The following is a 15,986-nucleotide window of genomic DNA, read 5'->3' as shown; positions in this document are numbered from 1 at the left end:
TAGATACGATTCAAAATGCTGCTGCTTTTAATGCCTGATTAAGAAATCTGAACAATTCCAGTAATATCCGGCGATACCAGCATGGAATAATTCGTATAATATACAACAAATCCGGGCTTTCCGCCGCCTGGTTTTTTTACATTTTTCTTTTCTGTATAATCTATTTCCACCTTATCGGCATCTCTTCCTTTGGAATAATAGGCAGCCAGTCTGGCGGCTTCTTCAAAGGTCCTGTCAGGAAGTTCGCTGCCTCCTGCCTGTACTACGACATGGGAACCTGGTATCTTTTTGGCATGGAACCACCAGTCTCCGCCTGTGGCGAATTTAAAGGTAAGTTCATCGTTCTGATAATTGTTTTTGCCGATGTAAATATGATAACCATCGGAGGAAATATAGTGGAAGGGCTTACTGGTTATTTTTTGTTTCTTATTCTTAGCACCATTTTTTAAAGGTGTAAACCGGCGTCTAATATATCCATACTCCATTAATTCTTCTTTTAATTCCACAAGATCTTCCTCAGCTAAAGCAATATCCAATGAAGTACGGATAGAATCCAGATGAACTAAATCCATCTTGGTTTCTTCGATAAAATTAGACAGGGCTTCAAAGGTACGTTTTAATTTGTTGTATTTGTCAAAATAAACCTTGGCATTTTCGCCCGGGGTCAGAGTAGGGTCAAGTGGAATGGTGATTTCCTCATTCGTATAATAATTCAGGGCAGTTAAGGATTTTGCGCCTGGCTCCAAATTATAACCATAAGTATTAATCAGTTCCCCGTATACTTTATATTTATCTCTTTTTTCCGTATCTTTTAACTGCTTTAACTGTAGTTCGTATTTTTTTGTATTCCGTTCAATGGCATTGGAAACTACTTTACGCAGATCCACTGATTTCTGACGGATGCGGGATACCGTATTTTTAACAGCATAAAAGGATTCCAGAACCTCAGAGATGGAAGCAGTTTCTGTTTTGGTAAGACCAGAATAGCAGGTTAACGGAAAACAGGAAAACTCCACCGGAGTCGTGCCTTCAAATACAATATTGGGAGAATAATTATGCTCTTTAATATCCCCTATCAGGCGTTCCAGATTTTTGTATAAATGCAGTCCTTCTTCTTCGGTCAGGGCACTGGTGGAAATTTCGGAATCAATAGAAGCCCGGTGACAGATTTCATTGGCCATTAATGGGCTAAAGCCTGTAAGAGAAGTATAAACTGCTTTGCCAACAGGCAGAGGTTTCTTTAAAACACTTTCACCAAACTCCTCATAAGTTAAGCTCAGGGGGTCTTTTTTATCTCCGGCCGGTGGCAGAAAATATTCTCTGCCGGGAAGAACTTCCCTGACAGAACTGACTAAATGGGAGATATGCTTGATGCTATCAATAATCGTGTTATCTTCGTCGATGAAGATAATATTGCTATGCTTTCCCATGACCTCTAAGATCAGATATTTTACACATAAGTCACCCATTTCATTTAGATGCTCAATTTTAAACTTAAGAATTCGCTCCAGTCCCGGCTGTGTGATATCTAAAATTCTTGCACTGTTTAAATGCTTTCTAAGCAGCATGCAAAAACCTGGGGCAGTCATTGGGTTTTGTTTGCTTTCCTCTGTTAGATATACCAGAGGGAGACTTGCGTTGGCAGATAAAAATAATTTATAATTATCACGGTTATTTTTAATGGTTAGTACCAGCTCGTCTTTCTCGGGCTGGGATATTTTACTGATTCTGCCGTCTAAGAGTTTTTCTTTTAACTCGTAAACTACATTGGATATTACTAATCCGTCAAGTGCCATAATAGTTCTCCTTTATCGTTCAATCGGACAAAATATCACTTTATTCTGCCTTCATAGGTTATCTTAATTGATTGCTGTAATTGTTTATCAATACCAATTAGTATAACATCAGACTGTGATAGAAGCAATAATTTTTCTGACATATTTTATAAGCTGGCTTGACTTGTAGAGGTATATCAATTATAATTAATTCAAATGCCTGCTAAAGACTTCGAGGTGTGTCGAATAAAATAATTCTGGCATTATAAAACTATATATTGAAAGAACGTGTGAATATGTTAAAGAGTATGACTGGCTTCGGTAGGTGTGAAGAAGTAGGAGAAGAACGAAAGATTATTGTCGAAATGAAGGCAGTGAACCACAGATATTGTGACATTTCCATTAAGATGCCAAAGAAATTAAGCTTTTTTGAAGCCGGTATAAGAAATGTACTAAAGCAGTATATAGGACGTGGTAAAGTTGATGTATTTATCACGTACGAAGATTTTACCGAGAATAATGTTTGCGTTAAGTATAATGAAGATATTGCAAAAGAATATTTAAAATATCTTACAAAGATGAGTGAATCCTTCCAGATAGAGAATGATATCCGGGTATCAAACCTTTCCAGATTTCCGGATGTATTTACCTTAGAGGAACAGACGATTGATGAGCAGGAATTGTGGAAGATAGTCGAGAAAGCAGTAAAGACGGCTGCGGAACAGTTAGTAGAGACCAGAATAGCAGAGGGGCAGAATCTGAAACAGGATCTTTGTGCAAAACTGGATGGTATGGTTGATTTTATCAATTATATTGAAGAAAGATCACCTCAGATTGTTAGTGAATACAGGCAGAAACTTACGGCAAAGGTCAATGAGCTGTTAGGTGATACAAAGCTGGATGAAAGTATTTTAGCCACCGAAGTAACGGTTTTTGCAGATAAAATCTGTGTGGATGAAGAAACCGTAAGGCTTAGAAGCCATATACTTAATATGAAAAATACCCTGGAAGATGGTGAAGAAATCGGAAGAAAGTTAGATTTCATAGCTCAGGAGATGAACAGAGAAGCCAACACCATATTATCAAAAGCCAGTGATATTAATATAACCAATAAAGCAATAGACTTAAAAACAGAAATTGAAAAGATCAGAGAACAGATACAAAATATTGAATAACGTATAAAAATCGAAGCGAGGTACAGAAATTGAATCGATTAATTAATATTGGATTTGGTAATGTAGTCAATTCGAATAAAATAATCGGCATCATAAGCCCTGAAGCAGCCCCGATAAAAAGGATGGTACAAAGTGCCAAGGATGCAGGTACTGCAATTGATGCGACCTGCGGCAGAAAAACAAAAGCTGTAATCGTAACGGACAGCGGACATCTGGTTTTATCCGCTTTACTTCCGGAAACCATTGCAAACCGTGTAAATGTCAGGGAAGAATCCGATGCAGCTGTATATTACAACGAATAAAGCCAAGAATAGATAAGAGAAGCAATTTTGCTTAAAGGAAGGAGATTCATTATGTTACATCCATCATATACAGATTTAATGAAAGTCGTAAACAGCGAGGTAGAACCAGGAGAACAACCTGTAGTTAACAGTAGATACTCCATCGTATTAGCAACAGCCAAAAGAGCAAGACAACTGATTAACGGCGTTGAACCTACGGTAAGAGCAACCTCAGCAAAGCCTCTTTCCATTGCAGTTGAAGAATTATATCAGTCAAAAGTTAAAATCGTTAACGATGATGAAACCAAAGAATCATAATACAGGATTCTTGCTAAAAAGATAAAATGAGCTCTAATGAGCACTTTCGTGTGATCTATAATTAATATGGAAATCTTTAACGGAACCTGAGAATTTTCATATTAATTACAAGTATCCTGCGGGAGTGCTTTATCATATATTGTGTTATGGTCAAAAATAGCACAGATTGGAGATCTTTATGGAAGACAACAATGACAGACCTGAATTAAGTGAATCAGAAGATAAACCTACCGATCAGGTTATAGAGGTCAAAGAAAAAGAAACAAATTACGGAAAAGAAATCATGCATATGCTGATATATTTTGTGATTGTAATAATTTCCGTTTTATTAATCCATCAATTTGTCGGTCAGCAGATTGAGGTTAGCGGCAGTTCTATGGAAAGTACGCTACATAATGAAGATCATTTAATACTTGAGAAAGTGTCCTATGAAATAGGCAGTCCTAAACGATATGACATCGTGGTATTCCGCCCTTACAGTGATGAAAAAGATACCTATTATATTAAAAGGGTAATTGGTCTACCAGGGGAAACGATTCAAATTGTCGGGAGTGATATCTATATAGACGGAAAGTTATTGAATGAAGATTATGGCAATAATCCGATTGCAGATGGCGGTATAGCAAAAGACCCCATTATTCTAGGCAGGGATGAATATTTTCTTTTAGGCGATAATAGAAATAACAGTAAAGATAGCAGAGACTTTAGTATCGGTTCTGTGAAAAGAGGCGCAATCATAGGTCGTGCCTGGGTCAGAGTCTGGCCTTTTGATAAATTTGGTGTATTAAAACATCAATAAGAGATACAAAACTAATGGGAGATAATAATAATGAGCGGAGAGAATAAAACCGAAAAATATCAGGAGAATACCGAATCTGAGAATCAGGAAAGCCTGGAAGTACAAAACGGAGCAGAGAAGGTCATAGAAACCGAAAAAAAGCGTAAACCTTACGCTTTGCTGTTGGATATTGTTGTCTATGCGTTAATTATATATACCTGTTTATATCTGATACCAACTTATGTAATCCAAAGGACCATTGTTGATGGACCTTCCATGGAGGACACCCTTCATAACGGGGATCACCTTATGGTGGAGAAAATAAGTTACCATTTAGACCAGTTGAAACGATTTGATATTATCGTGTTTTATCCCCATGGTCGGGATAATAAAGAGTATTATGTCAAGAGAATTATCGGTATGCCTGGTGAAACCATTCAAATTAAAGGCAAAGATATATATATTAACGGAGAGGTACTGAAAGAAGATTATGGAAAAGAGCCCATTACCTTTGCCGGTATCGCAGAAGAACCCTTGTCGTTAGGCAAGGATGAATATTTTGTTATGGGAGATAACCGGGAAGTCAGCTTAGACAGCCGCTATGAGGAAGTAGGAGTTGTTCCCAGAAAAAATATTGGAGGACGTGCTATTCTTAGAATATGGCCTCTCAAAAAGTTTGGACTGATAAAGAACTAAAGCTTTAATCCCGGGTATAAACAGTTTTTTAACTGCGCACATACCCGGGTTTTTTATGCATCATGAGTAGCATGAGTAACTGCAATATTCTTAGTACTTTTTATAATCTGGTTCCACATTTCGGGCAATACAGGAAATCTGAAGTAACGTAAGAACCGCAGGCCGGACAAACCTGTTGCGCTGAATCATTGCTGTAATTATATAACTGTAAATCTGCTTCGTTGATTGTAACCTCTTCACCCTTAAGAATCCGTTTCCCTAGATCCTTATCAATGGAATAGGTGGTATTACAGCAGGAAGTTTTAACAAAGAATTCCCGGTTCCACCGGAATATTGGAATGAAAAACAAACTAAAATAAGTATAAGTCATAAAAACTTCATATCGGCCAAATTGCTGGCACTTAAGACATATCATTGTCTGGAGGAAATTTAATTTTTTCTGACCTGAGGAAATTCCCATTATAAAAAACATTACATACACCTCTTTAAAGTATTGTTAAAGTGAGTATACCATAGGCAGGACGATTTATAAAGAATTAGTATATAAAAACACCGAGGAGAAATACATCCCTAAAAATCATAGACTCTTAAATTTAGTCTGGATTATACAAAAAAATATATTATCTATTCCAAGTAATCCCATAATATGATATTATTATAGAAAATATAAAAACATCACATCGTGACGTTTCCAATAATAAAGGATCCACTAATTCAGACTGCTGATAGAGGGTTTAGATTTTTGAAATAGCTCCAAAAGAGAGAGAGGAAAATATAATGTTAAAAGTTAATTTTTATGAAGAGATAGAGGATAAATTACTTAAGTTTGCCGTTATTGTGTCCAGATATCAGGATAAATGGGTTTTCTGCAAACACAAAGACAGAACCACTTATGAAGTGCCGGGAGGACATAGAGAAGAGGGCGAGGATATTCGTGAAACCGCAGTTAGAGAATTAGTTGAGGAAACCGGTGCTGTTTCTTATGAATTACATAAAGTTTGTGTTTACTCCGTAGATCGGGAGGAGGAAGCAGATTATGAGGTTAAGGAATCTTATGGAATGCTTTTTTATGCGGAGATAAAGGAATTTGGTAAATTACCGGATATGGAGATGGAATATATCGATTTTTTTGAGGATATCCCAAAGAATCTGACCTACCCTCTGATTCAGCCTGCACTTGTGGAAAGAATCAGCAAATTCAGACAAAATATAAAGTAAATACAAGTTGGAATAAGACCCATATAATTTTAGATACTCCTGACATAACCCTGATATAACTAATTGAAAACCATATGTTAAGCGGAAAAGAAACGATTTTTTTACAGGAAAAGAAATTTGACAAGCCATATTTCGTGTTATATAATTAACGGAGAAATATACGAGGCCAGAACAAGCTGTGGAAACGATACTTTTTATTTGGCATATTGTAGTTATTGTCATGAATAATTCCCATCCAGAGTAATATTTTGGATGGGAATTTGTAATATAATATAAATACGTAACAATTTTGGAGGGTTCTTATGAATTTAAAATATTTGCTGGAACGAGCAGAATATTCCTGTTTGTCAGGCGAGGCTGACAAAGAAGTTACCACCTTGGTTTATGATTCCAGAAAAGTAATTGAAGGTTCTGTTTTTGTATGTATTTCCGGGGCTGTAAAGGATGGTCATGATTTTATACCGGAAGTCATTGAAAAAGGTGCAGCAGCAATTATTGTGGAAAAAGAGATTGTTTTGCAAAAAGATGTTACGGTAATTCGCGTCGCAGATACAAGACTGGCTTTAGCCCAGATGTCTGCGGCTTATTTTGGTTACCCAGCCGAAAAACTTAAGACCATAGGGATAACCGGTACCAAGGGGAAAACTACCACAACTTATATGGTACGCTCTATATTGGAAGGTGCAGGTATTAAAACCGGTCTGATTGGTACCATTGAGGCAATTATAGGTGACGAAGTGATACCGGCTGACAATACCACGCCAGAATCTTATATAGTTCAGGAATATTTTAATAAAATGGTGGAGGCCGGCTGTATCAGTGTAGTTATGGAGGTATCCTCACAGGGGTTAATGCTTCACCGTGTTGCCGGCTTTACCTTTGATATCGGTATTTTTACCAATATTGAGCCGGATCATATCAGTCCCACCGAACATAAGGATTTTGAGGAATATATGGCTTGTAAAGGGCTTTTATTTAAGAATTGCAGAACGGGTATTGCCAATATCGATGATAGCCATGTTTGGAACGTACTAAAAGATCATACCTGTGAACTGGAAACCTATGGACTTTCAGAAAAAGCGGATTTACGTGCTGTTAATGTGGATTTACACAGCAAAGATGGTAATCTGGGTGTAAAATACCAGGCAGTAGGACTTATGGATTTTGAGGTGGAAATCAATGTACCGGGTAAATTCAGTGTATATAATTCCCTTACGGCAATTGCAATCTGCAGGCATTTTAATATTCCTGCGGGCATTATTCAAAGTGCATTAAAGGTTGTTAAAGTAAAGGGAAGAGTCGAACCGGTAGAAATATCAGATAAGTTTACCTTAATGATTGATTATGCTCATAATGCCATGAGCTTGGAAAGTCTTCTCACAACCTTAAAGGAATACCACCCAAAACGATTAGTCTGTTTATTTGGCTGCGGCGGCAACCGTTCCAAACTCAGAAGATTTGAAATGGGTGAAATCTCCTCAAAGCTTGCCGACCTTACCGTAGTAACCTCGGATAATCCAAGAAATGAAGAACCTCAGGATATATTAAATGATATAATTACCGGTGTAAAAAAAGCAAATGGTGAGTATATTGCCATAATTGACCGGAAAGAAGCCATTCGTTACTGTATTGAGAATGCCAGGGAAGGTGATGTTATTATCTTAGCCGGAAAAGGTCATGAAGATTATCAGGAAATAAAAGGCGTAAAATATAAAATGGATGAACGGGATTTAATCAAAGAGGTTTTGGCTGAACTAAAGGAAGAGGGGATTCAGGTATTATAATACCAAAAATTAATGTGATTGATCAAATATACTGAAACCGGCATCGTTAGAAGCCAAGTAATTCATTATTTGTAATTTGATATAAAGCAGAAAGCAGGAAGTAATATGGAAGCACTTAGTGTCAAAGAAATAGCCTGTGCCGTAGGCGGAAGGATTTTGTGCGGTGATGAAAATACACTGATTACCTCGGTAGGGACCAATTCAAAGAATATGGAACCGGATTCTCTTTTTGTTCCTATAGTAGGAGAACGGGTAGATGCCCATGATTTTATAGAAGATGCCTTTCGAAGTGGCGCGGCGGCTTGCTTTACCAGCAGAGAAGGAACGGAGAATAAGTATAAGGTATATATTAAAGTTACAGATACCCTTAAAGCGCTTCAGGCTTTGGGGACTTATTACAGAAACAGGTACACCCTTCCGGTTGTCGGAATTACCGGAAGCGTAGGTAAAACTACAACGAAAGAAATGATAGCAGCAGCACTTAGTACTAAGTATAACGTTCTTAAGACAGAGGGAAATATGAACAGCCAGGTGGGGCTGCCCCTGATGATGCTGCGTATGGAACCAAGACATGAAATCGCAGTAATCGAAATGGGTATGAGTGAAGAAGGAGAAATGGCAAAACTGGCAGATATAGCAAAACCGGAGACTGCGGTTATGACCAATATTGGCGTATCCCACATTGCCCAGTTAAAAACCAGAGAAAATATCAGAAAAGAAAAACTTAATATCATCAATTCTTTTGGTAAAGATTCTGTATTATTTATTAATGGAGATGACGATTTGCTGGGGGAACTTAATACTTTAGATAGAAATTCTGATACTCTGGATCTTGGTGATAAGACCAGGGATAAATATGCAGAGACCTCCGTAATCTCCTTTGGCATCAGTGAGTTCTGCAATTACCGCGCGGAGGATATTAAAACCATTGATGGTGAGACTCATTTTATCTTACAGAAGAACTCTGGTATAAATACCAATGGAAATGAAGGCACTGAATCGGAAGAAATCGTATTAAAAGTACTTGGTATGCATAATGTCCTGAATGCCTTATCTGCCCTGGCAGTTGCCGAGCATTATGATATTCCGGTAAGGGTTGCCAAGAAAGGTCTGTATGAATACCGGCCCATAGCTATGCGAGGACAGATTAAAGAAGTTAATCAGATAAAACTTATTGATGACTCCTACAATGCAAGCCCTGACTCCATGAAAAGTGGAATTCAGGTATTGCTTGAATTGGCAGGTGTGAAAAGAAGAATTGCAGTTCTGGCGGATGTACTTGAATTAGGGGAACTATCTGCTCAGTGCCATTATGAGGTGGGTCTTTATATTTCTGACCAAAAAATCGATGAAGTTCTAACTGTTGGCAGTGAGGCTTTTCATATTGCCAAAGCAATTCAGGACAAAAAGGCCCCTGTTTTAACCCGTTCCTTTATGAATAATCAGGAAGCCATTGAATATCTCCTTAATCATATAAAACCAGGAGATGGTATTCTTGTAAAAGGTTCCAGAGGTATGAAAACAGATGAAATTGTAAAGGCAGTCTGCGAGGCTTGAGGATACAAAAATCAAAGGGGGTGAATTGGTATGCCAAACTATGCAGATATCATCGTAGATATTTCCCATGAAAATTTAGATAAATCATACCAGTACTCCATACCGGAGGAATATAAAGAGAAAGCGTTAATTGGCGCCCTTGTCATCGTGCCCTTTGGTAAAGGAAACCGTTTTATTAACGGCTATATTGTAGGAATCTCAACCGAACCCAAATGGAAGGTAGACTTAATAAAACCCATTCATCAGGTGGTCAGTGATGCACCGGTTATTGAAAGCCAGCTAATCAGCCTGGCTTACTGGATTAAGGAAACCTTTGGCGCTACCATGAACGATGCCCTTAAAACAGTAATTCCAGTTAAGAAGTCGGTAAAATCCAAAGAAAAGAAAACCCTCCGGTTAGCCATACCATTAGAAGAAGCAAGAGAGCAGTTAGAACTCTTCCGTCGAAAAAATAATCGTGGCAGAGTCCGTTTATTAGAAGTTTTAATAGACCAGAGCACAGACCTTAAGGATGCCAGTGTTGACAATGCGGATGGAGTGAATACTGGTGTGGATGTCAATGGAGGGGATGGAAAACGACATTCTGGTAATGAAGAGGAAAGTACCGGGGATTTCCCGTTAGAAATAGATTATGAACTTGCAGTCAACAAATTAAACATAGCGAGAACTACGATTCAGGATTTAGAAAACCTGGGAATCATTACGACAGACGTAGAAAAACTATACCGAAATCCTTTAAATAGCACTGTATCGGAAAAAGATCGTATTGTATTATCCGCAGAACAGCAATGCATATCGGAAGAGATCATAACGGCTTATAATGCCGGACTCCGGGAAACCTACCTGATTCATGGAGTTACCGGCAGTGGAAAAACAGAGGTATATCTTGAAATCATTGATGCGGTAATAAAGCAGGGGAAAAAGGTGATTATGCTGATTCCTGAAATTGCTTTGACCTATCAGACCGTAATGCGGTTTTACAGGCGCTTTGGAAACCGTATTTCCATTATGAATTCCAAGCTGTCCCAAGGGGAGCGCTATGATCAGTTCCTTCGGGCAAAAAATGGTGATATTGATATTATGATTGGTCCTAGGTCAGCATTATTTACTCCGTTTGAGGATTTGGGGCTGATTATCATGGATGAAGAACATGAAGGCAGTTATAAAAGCGAAAATCCACCCAAGTACCATGCCAGAGAAGTTGCCATTAAGCGGGCTGAGATTTCAGGTGCAAGCGTACTGCTAGGCTCGGCAACACCTTCCCTTGAGTCTTACACAAAAGCCCTTAAGGGTGAGTATAAACTATATACCCTGCCATCCCGTGGCGGTGAGGCAATATTGCCTAAGATTTGGATAGAGGATTTAAGGGAAGAATTAAAGAAAAAAAATAAGTCTATTTTCAGTATACATTTACGGGAATTAATGGAAGACAGGTTAAGTAAGAAAGAACAGATTATACTGTTTATAAACCGGAGAGGCTATGCTGGGTTTGTATCCTGCAGGAGCTGTGGGCATGTTATGAAATGTCCCCATTGCGATGTTTCTTTAACTGCCCATAATAACGGAACCCTTGTCTGTCACTACTGCGGTCATGAAGAAAGGACTCCGGACAAATGCCCTGCTTGTGGTTCCAGATATATCGCCGCCTTTGGCACCGGTACCCAGAAGGTGGAGGAGTTGGTACGAAAGGAATTCCCCGGTGCCAGGGTTTTACGAATGGATACGGATACCACCAAAACTAAGGACGGACACGAAAAGATATTATCTGCCTTTGCTAATTTGGAGGCGGATATTCTGGTAGGTACCCAGATGATTGTAAAAGGTCATGATTTTCCGATGGTCACTTTGGTGGGAATAATCGCCGCTGATTTATCCCTTTATGCATCTGATTACCGTGCGTCAGAGCGAACCTATCAGCTCTTAGCCCAGGCCGCTGGAAGAGCAGGCAGAGGTAAACTCCCCGGGGAAGTTATTATCCAGACTTATCAGCCGGAACATTACAGTATAGATGCTGCAAGCAAAAATGATTATATCTCTTTTTACAAGCAGGAGATGAATTACCGGAATCTGTTAAAATATCCGCCGGCAGCACATATTTTAGCCATCCTGACGGCAGCCAGAGACGAGAATAAAGCTGCTTTTGCGGCGAAGCTACTTGGCGGTGCTGCGAAAGAATGGATGAAAGAAAGAGAGTCCACGGAGGATACGGTAATCATAGGACCGGCAGCAGCAGTGCTATCCAAGGCAAATGACATATACCGCTATATGATATATATTAAACAGGCTGATTACGACTGCCTGATACAATTAAAAGATTATCTGGAAGGGTATATTAATTATTCGGAACACTTTAACAGTTGTAATATTCAATTTGATTTTGACCCGATGAACAGCTACTAATCCAATAAACAGCTACTAAACCGATGAACAGCCACTAATCCGATAAACAGGTTTCGAATCAAGGAAAAAATTTAAAACCTGAAAACCTAAATGCTATGAAACAACAACCAGATTAAATTAATACATCCAACAAAGGCTGTTATCATTGACAGAATACCGGAAACAGTATATTATAATTTGTCCGGTACGTTATCATGGAGGGAAGGTAATTGGAGATAATCTACACAGAAAATATAGTATTTATATCAAATAAAATGAATTTTTGGGAAGGGATGAATGTATGGCGATTAGAAATATTCGATTAATAGGAGATAAGATATTAACCAAACGTGCAAAGGAAATTACTGAGGTAACCCCTAAGCTGAAAGTCCTGATCGGAGATATGCTTGATACCATGCACGAGGCGGAAGGAGTAGGGCTTGCAGCTCCTCAGATTGGGATATTAAAGCGTCTTATTGTAATTGATGTATCACCAGAGGGTGACAGCCCCCTTGTATTAATAAATCCGGAGATTTTAGAGGCGGACGGAGAACAGACCGGCGAAGAGGGCTGTTTAAGCGTACCTGGAAAATCCGGTGTGGTAACAAGACCAAATCACGTTAAGGTAAAAGCCTTAAATGAGAAGCTTGAAGAAATCGAAGTGGAGGGTACAGAACTCTTAGCAAGAGCACTTTGCCACGAAATCGATCATCTGAACGGGGTTTTATATGTAGACAAAGTAATTGGCGGTTTGCATTCCACTTCTGATGAGGAAGTAGAATAAATTAAAAAAATCTTAAAGATTATAAAGTCTTTCTTAATCTATAGATTTTACCTTTTTATTCTTATATAATGGAGATAATCCATTTGTACTATCTGGTTACATTACCGTATTACGGAAGAATCAGTTAATAGGAGGCGTATGAGATGAATATAGTATTTATGGGGACACCGGATTTAGCAGCGGTGGTACTTGATAAATTAGTCCATTCCGAACACAAGGTACTTGCTGTGGTTACACAGCCTGATAAACCCAAAGGAAGAGGCAATCAGGTTTTAAGTACTCCCGTTAAAGAAATGGCTGCTCGCTATGATATACCCGTATTACAGCCAAACAGAGTCAGAGCGGAAGAGTTTTTCCCTGTTCTAAAAGATATCAATCCGGATGCAATTGTGGTGGCTGCTTTTGGTCAGATCATACCGAAAACAATACTTGAATTGCCAAAATATGGGTGCATCAATGTACATGCGTCCTTACTTCCGAAATACCGCGGAGCTGCACCAATCCAATGGTCAATCATTAACGGGGAAGAGAAAACCGGAATTACAATTATGCATATGGATGCCGGAATCGATACCGGAGATATGATTATAAAAGAGGAAGTAACAATTGATGCCAAGGAAACCGGTGGAAGTCTTCACGATAAACTGGCAGTTTGCGGTGGGGATCTTTTATTAAAAGCTCTTACCTTAATTGAAAATGGTACTGCACCAAGAGAAAAGCAGAAGGACGAAGAATCCAGTTATGTTAAGATTTTGGATAAATCCATGGGACTTATTGATTTTAACCGAACGGCAGTTGAAATTGAACGGTTCATCAGAGGTTTAAATCCCTGGCCTAGTGCATATACCTATTTAGATGGAAAGACCCTAAAAATATGGGATGCCGATGTAACAGACACGAAAGCAGAGGGAAAGCCCGGTGAGATTATTGCTGTTACAAAGGATTCTCTTCTTATTAAAACTGCCAGTGGAGAGTTAGCAGTGAAAGAACTTCAGTTAGAAGGCAAGAAACGTATGAGTGCAGATGCCTTTTTAAGGGGTTATCCGGTAGCTCCTGGAGTTGTATTAAATAATGGAAGCAACTAATTTTTATAATGTCTGAAACACAAGTTACAATTCATAATATTTAGAATAATCGAAACACTAGTAATAAAGCACTTAATTGTGCGGATAGGAGGATATTATGTATTTGCCTTATTTTGATTCAACCTATTTTTTAATTATCATTGGTGCAGTACTTTCACTGGCGGCATCTGCCAGGGTAAAGACCACCTTTGCAAAGTACAGCAAGGTTAGAAGCTTATCCGGTATGACCGGAGCACAGGCTGCTGAAAGAATTCTGTATTCAGCCGGTATCTATGATGTGGCAGTTATGCATGTAAGCGGGAGTTTAACCGATCATTATGATCCCAGGGATAAAACTTTAAAATTGTCTGACAATGTATATGGGCAGAGTTCTGTAGCTGCCATTGGAGTGGCAGCCCATGAATGCGGTCATGCCATTCAACATGATAAAGGATATGTGCCCCTGCGCTTAAGAACAGCCATAGTACCGGTCGCTAATATTGGTGCAACCGTATCCTGGCCTTTAATTATTATCGGTTTATTTCTGGGATATTCCCAGACTTTAATAAACCTTGGAATCATATTATTTTCCTGTGCGGTATTGTTTCAGTTGGTTACTCTTCCGGTGGAATTCAATGCTTCTGCCAGAGCAGTAAGAATATTGGACGAAACGGGAATCTTATACGGCGAAGAAGTTACCGGCACAAAGAAAGTACTCGGTGCTGCGGCCTTAACATATGTGGCTGCGGCAGCTGCATCAATTCTTCAGCTTTTAAGACTTGTGATTTTATTCGGAGGTCGTAATCGTGACTGATAAAAAGGACCACATGAGTGCCAGAGAAATTACACTTGGGATATTAACAGATATCTCGGAGAACAGTAATTTCAGCCATACGGTAATAAATCGGACCCTGAATCAGTATCAGTACCTTGAGAAGCAGGACAGAGCTTTTATTACAAGACTTTGTGAGGGTACCGTTGAGCGGATGTTTACTTTGGATTATATTATAAACTGTTATTCCAGTGTCAAGGTAAATAAAATGAAGCCGTTTATCAGAAACCTCTTAAGAATGAGTGTATACCAGATAAAATATATGGATCAGGTTCCTGAATCCGCTGCCTGCAACGAAGCAGTTAAGCTGGCAAAGAAAAGAGGGTTTGGGAATCTGTCCGGGTTTGTAAACGGTGTGCTGCGTAATATTATAAGAAATCCGGAAAAAGTTGTGTATCCGGAGGAAAAAAAAGACGGAAAACGCTATTTAAGTGTAACTTATTCTGCTCCGGATTGGCTGGTGGAGCAATTAATAAACCAATATGGATATGTTGCTGCGAAGCAGTATTTTGAGGCAGCACTACAAAATAATAAGACTACCATTCGATGTAATACGGAAAAAATAACTGTTAATGAACTAAAGGTGATGTTAGAACAGGAAAAGGTTTTGGTCTCAGAGGGGACTTATCTTTTAGAAGCCCTTAAAATTGGAGGCTATAACTATTTAAGCGAACTTAACAGCTTTAAGAATGGATATTTTCAGGTTCAGGATGAGAGTTCCATGTTAGTTGGTACGGTTTCTGGAATAAAAGATGGTGATTATATCATAGATGTCTGCGCTGCTCCGGGAGGGAAATCCCTCCATGCAGCGGAACTTTTAAGAAAAAGCGGACAGGTTGATTCGAGAGATTTATCAGAGACAAAGGTTAATTTAATCCGTGAGAATATAAACCGTTTAGGGTATGTGAATATAAAAGCAAAAGAAGCAGATGCCCTTGTTCTTGATCAGGACAGTATTGAAAAAGCTGACATACTAATTGCGGATCTGCCCTGCTCGGGTCTTGGGGTAATTGGCAAGAAACCAGATATTAAATACAATATGACCAGGGAAAAGCAGAAGGATCTGGCTGCTTTACAGCGGGAAATCCTATCGGTAGTCCATCAATATGTGAAAAAGGGCGGTGTGTTGTTGTACAGTACCTGTACGATAAATGAGGAAGAGAATCTTGCCAATGTCCGATGGTTTTTGGAACATCATGATTTTAAATTAGAAAGTATAGAGGATTTACTTCCGCCAGCCCTGTTAAGTGATACAACGAAGGAAGGTTATATTCAATTACTGCCTGGAGTTCATGATACGGATGGCTTTTTTATTGCTAAATTAAGAAGAAATTAAAGGAAATAA

The 15,986-nt window shown here is 38.8% G+C and carries 15 protein-coding genes; 13 read left to right on the top strand and 2 right to left on the bottom strand.

Annotation, left to right across the window (positions count from 1 at the left end; genetic code table 11):
- Positions 1-38: 38 nt before the first annotated feature.
- The gene (locus tag QA584_RS15550) at positions 39-1,796 is read right to left on the bottom strand and encodes an Rqc2 family fibronectin-binding protein (RefSeq protein ID WP_278269968.1); all 1,758 of its coding nucleotides are present in this window, start codon (positions 1,794-1,796) and stop codon (positions 39-41) included.
- A gap of 275 nt (positions 1,797-2,071) precedes the next feature.
- Between QA584_RS15550 and QA584_RS15545 the strand changes: the two genes are divergently transcribed.
- From QA584_RS15545 to lepB (QA584_RS15525), 5 genes are all read left to right on the top strand, one after another.
- Positions 2,072-2,950, top strand: a complete 879-nt coding sequence (locus QA584_RS15545) for a YicC/YloC family endoribonuclease (protein ID WP_278269967.1) — start codon at positions 2,072-2,074, stop codon at positions 2,948-2,950.
- A gap of 29 nt (positions 2,951-2,979) precedes the next feature.
- On the top strand, positions 2,980-3,252 hold the full coding sequence (locus tag QA584_RS15540) for a DUF370 domain-containing protein (protein ID WP_278269966.1): 273 nt from the start codon (positions 2,980-2,982) through the stop codon (positions 3,250-3,252).
- Between the two features lie 51 nt (positions 3,253-3,303).
- Positions 3,304-3,549: a DNA-directed RNA polymerase subunit omega gene (gene rpoZ / locus QA584_RS15535; protein ID WP_278269965.1), complete on the top strand. Its 246-nt coding sequence runs from the start codon at positions 3,304-3,306 to the stop codon at positions 3,547-3,549.
- A 178-nt stretch (positions 3,550-3,727) separates the two neighbouring features.
- Positions 3,728-4,348 (top strand): signal peptidase I, encoded by a 621-nt coding sequence (gene lepB / locus QA584_RS15530; protein WP_331487626.1) that lies wholly within the window; start codon positions 3,728-3,730, stop codon positions 4,346-4,348.
- Positions 4,349-4,378: 30 nt separating this feature from the next.
- The gene (gene lepB / locus QA584_RS15525) at positions 4,379-5,023 is read left to right on the top strand and encodes a signal peptidase I (RefSeq protein WP_278269964.1); all 645 of its coding nucleotides are present in this window, start codon (positions 4,379-4,381) and stop codon (positions 5,021-5,023) included.
- Between the two features lie 100 nt (positions 5,024-5,123).
- On the opposite strand, the gene QA584_RS15520 is transcribed toward lepB (QA584_RS15525), so the two are convergent.
- Entirely contained in the window at positions 5,124-5,495 is a 372-nt protein-coding gene (locus QA584_RS15520; RefSeq protein WP_278269962.1) for a zinc ribbon domain-containing protein, read from the bottom strand.
- 305 nt (positions 5,496-5,800) lie between these two features.
- On the opposite strand from QA584_RS15520, the gene QA584_RS15515 reads away from it, so the two are divergent.
- The 8 genes from QA584_RS15515 to rsmB all read left to right on the top strand — a co-directional run bounded on the left by QA584_RS15515 (position 5,801) and on the right by rsmB (position 15,977).
- Positions 5,801-6,241: an NUDIX hydrolase gene (locus QA584_RS15515; RefSeq protein WP_278269960.1), complete on the top strand. Its 441-nt coding sequence runs from the start codon at positions 5,801-5,803 to the stop codon at positions 6,239-6,241.
- A 302-nt stretch (positions 6,242-6,543) separates the two neighbouring features.
- On the top strand, positions 6,544-8,025 hold the full coding sequence (locus tag QA584_RS15510; protein ID WP_278269959.1) for a UDP-N-acetylmuramoyl-L-alanyl-D-glutamate--2,6-diaminopimelate ligase: 1,482 nt from the start codon (positions 6,544-6,546) through the stop codon (positions 8,023-8,025).
- Between the two features lie 105 nt (positions 8,026-8,130).
- Positions 8,131-9,582, top strand: coding sequence for a UDP-N-acetylmuramoyl-tripeptide--D-alanyl-D-alanine ligase (locus QA584_RS15505; RefSeq protein WP_278269958.1), 1,452 nt, complete (start codon positions 8,131-8,133; stop codon positions 9,580-9,582).
- Positions 9,583-9,612: 30 nt separating this feature from the next.
- Positions 9,613-11,982, top strand: coding sequence for a primosomal protein N' (gene priA / locus QA584_RS15500; protein ID WP_278269957.1), 2,370 nt, complete (start codon positions 9,613-9,615; stop codon positions 11,980-11,982).
- 280 nt (positions 11,983-12,262) lie between these two features.
- A complete protein-coding gene (gene def, locus QA584_RS15495; RefSeq protein WP_278269956.1) occupies positions 12,263-12,745 on the top strand; it encodes a peptide deformylase in 483 nt (160 codons plus the stop codon).
- Positions 12,746-12,888: 143 nt separating this feature from the next.
- Complete coding sequence (gene fmt / locus QA584_RS15490) at positions 12,889-13,830, top strand: methionyl-tRNA formyltransferase (protein ID WP_278269955.1); 942 nt, start codon at positions 12,889-12,891, stop codon at positions 13,828-13,830.
- Between the two features lie 97 nt (positions 13,831-13,927).
- A complete protein-coding gene (locus QA584_RS15485) occupies positions 13,928-14,623 on the top strand; it encodes a zinc metallopeptidase (RefSeq protein WP_278269954.1) in 696 nt (231 codons plus the stop codon).
- A gap of 13 nt (positions 14,624-14,636) precedes the next feature.
- A complete protein-coding gene (gene rsmB, locus QA584_RS15480; protein WP_278275186.1) occupies positions 14,637-15,977 on the top strand; it encodes a 16S rRNA (cytosine(967)-C(5))-methyltransferase RsmB in 1,341 nt (446 codons plus the stop codon).
- Positions 15,978-15,986: the final 9 nt, after the last annotated feature.

Origin of the sequence: Anaerocolumna sp. AGMB13025 (genome assembly GCF_029689925.1) — a bacterium.
GTDB lineage: Bacteria > Bacillota > Clostridia > Lachnospirales > Lachnospiraceae > Anaerocolumna.
Note: the sequence above shows the minus strand (reverse complement) of the source record. Positions and strands in the feature narration are given on the sequence as shown.

Bases quoted from the DNA above. Each gene is read 5' to 3' on its own strand.
- QA584_RS15550 (WP_278269968.1), bottom strand. From the start codon at position 1,796: ATGGCACTTGACGGATTAGTAATATCCAATGTAGTTTACGAGTTAAAA.
- QA584_RS15545 (WP_278269967.1), top strand. From the start codon at position 2,072: ATGTTAAAGAGTATGACTGGCTTCGGTAGGTGTGAAGAAGTAGGAGAA.
- rpoZ (WP_278269965.1), top strand. From the start codon at position 3,304: ATGTTACATCCATCATATACAGATTTAATGAAAGTCGTAAACAGCGAG.
- lepB (WP_331487626.1), top strand. From the start codon at position 3,728: ATGGAAGACAACAATGACAGACCTGAATTAAGTGAATCAGAAGATAAA.
- lepB (WP_278269964.1), top strand. From the start codon at position 4,379: ATGAGCGGAGAGAATAAAACCGAAAAATATCAGGAGAATACCGAATCT.
- QA584_RS15520 (WP_278269962.1), bottom strand. From the start codon at position 5,495: ATGTTTTTTATAATGGGAATTTCCTCAGGTCAGAAAAAATTAAATTTC.
- QA584_RS15515 (WP_278269960.1), top strand. From the start codon at position 5,801: ATGTTAAAAGTTAATTTTTATGAAGAGATAGAGGATAAATTACTTAAG.
- QA584_RS15510 (WP_278269959.1), top strand. From the start codon at position 6,544: ATGAATTTAAAATATTTGCTGGAACGAGCAGAATATTCCTGTTTGTCA.
- QA584_RS15505 (WP_278269958.1), top strand. From the start codon at position 8,131: ATGGAAGCACTTAGTGTCAAAGAAATAGCCTGTGCCGTAGGCGGAAGG.
- priA (WP_278269957.1), top strand. From the start codon at position 9,613: ATGCCAAACTATGCAGATATCATCGTAGATATTTCCCATGAAAATTTA.
- def (WP_278269956.1), top strand. From the start codon at position 12,263: ATGGCGATTAGAAATATTCGATTAATAGGAGATAAGATATTAACCAAA.
- fmt (WP_278269955.1), top strand. From the start codon at position 12,889: ATGAATATAGTATTTATGGGGACACCGGATTTAGCAGCGGTGGTACTT.
- QA584_RS15485 (WP_278269954.1), top strand. From the start codon at position 13,928: ATGTATTTGCCTTATTTTGATTCAACCTATTTTTTAATTATCATTGGT.
- rsmB (WP_278275186.1), top strand. From the start codon at position 14,637: ATGAGTGCCAGAGAAATTACACTTGGGATATTAACAGATATCTCGGAG.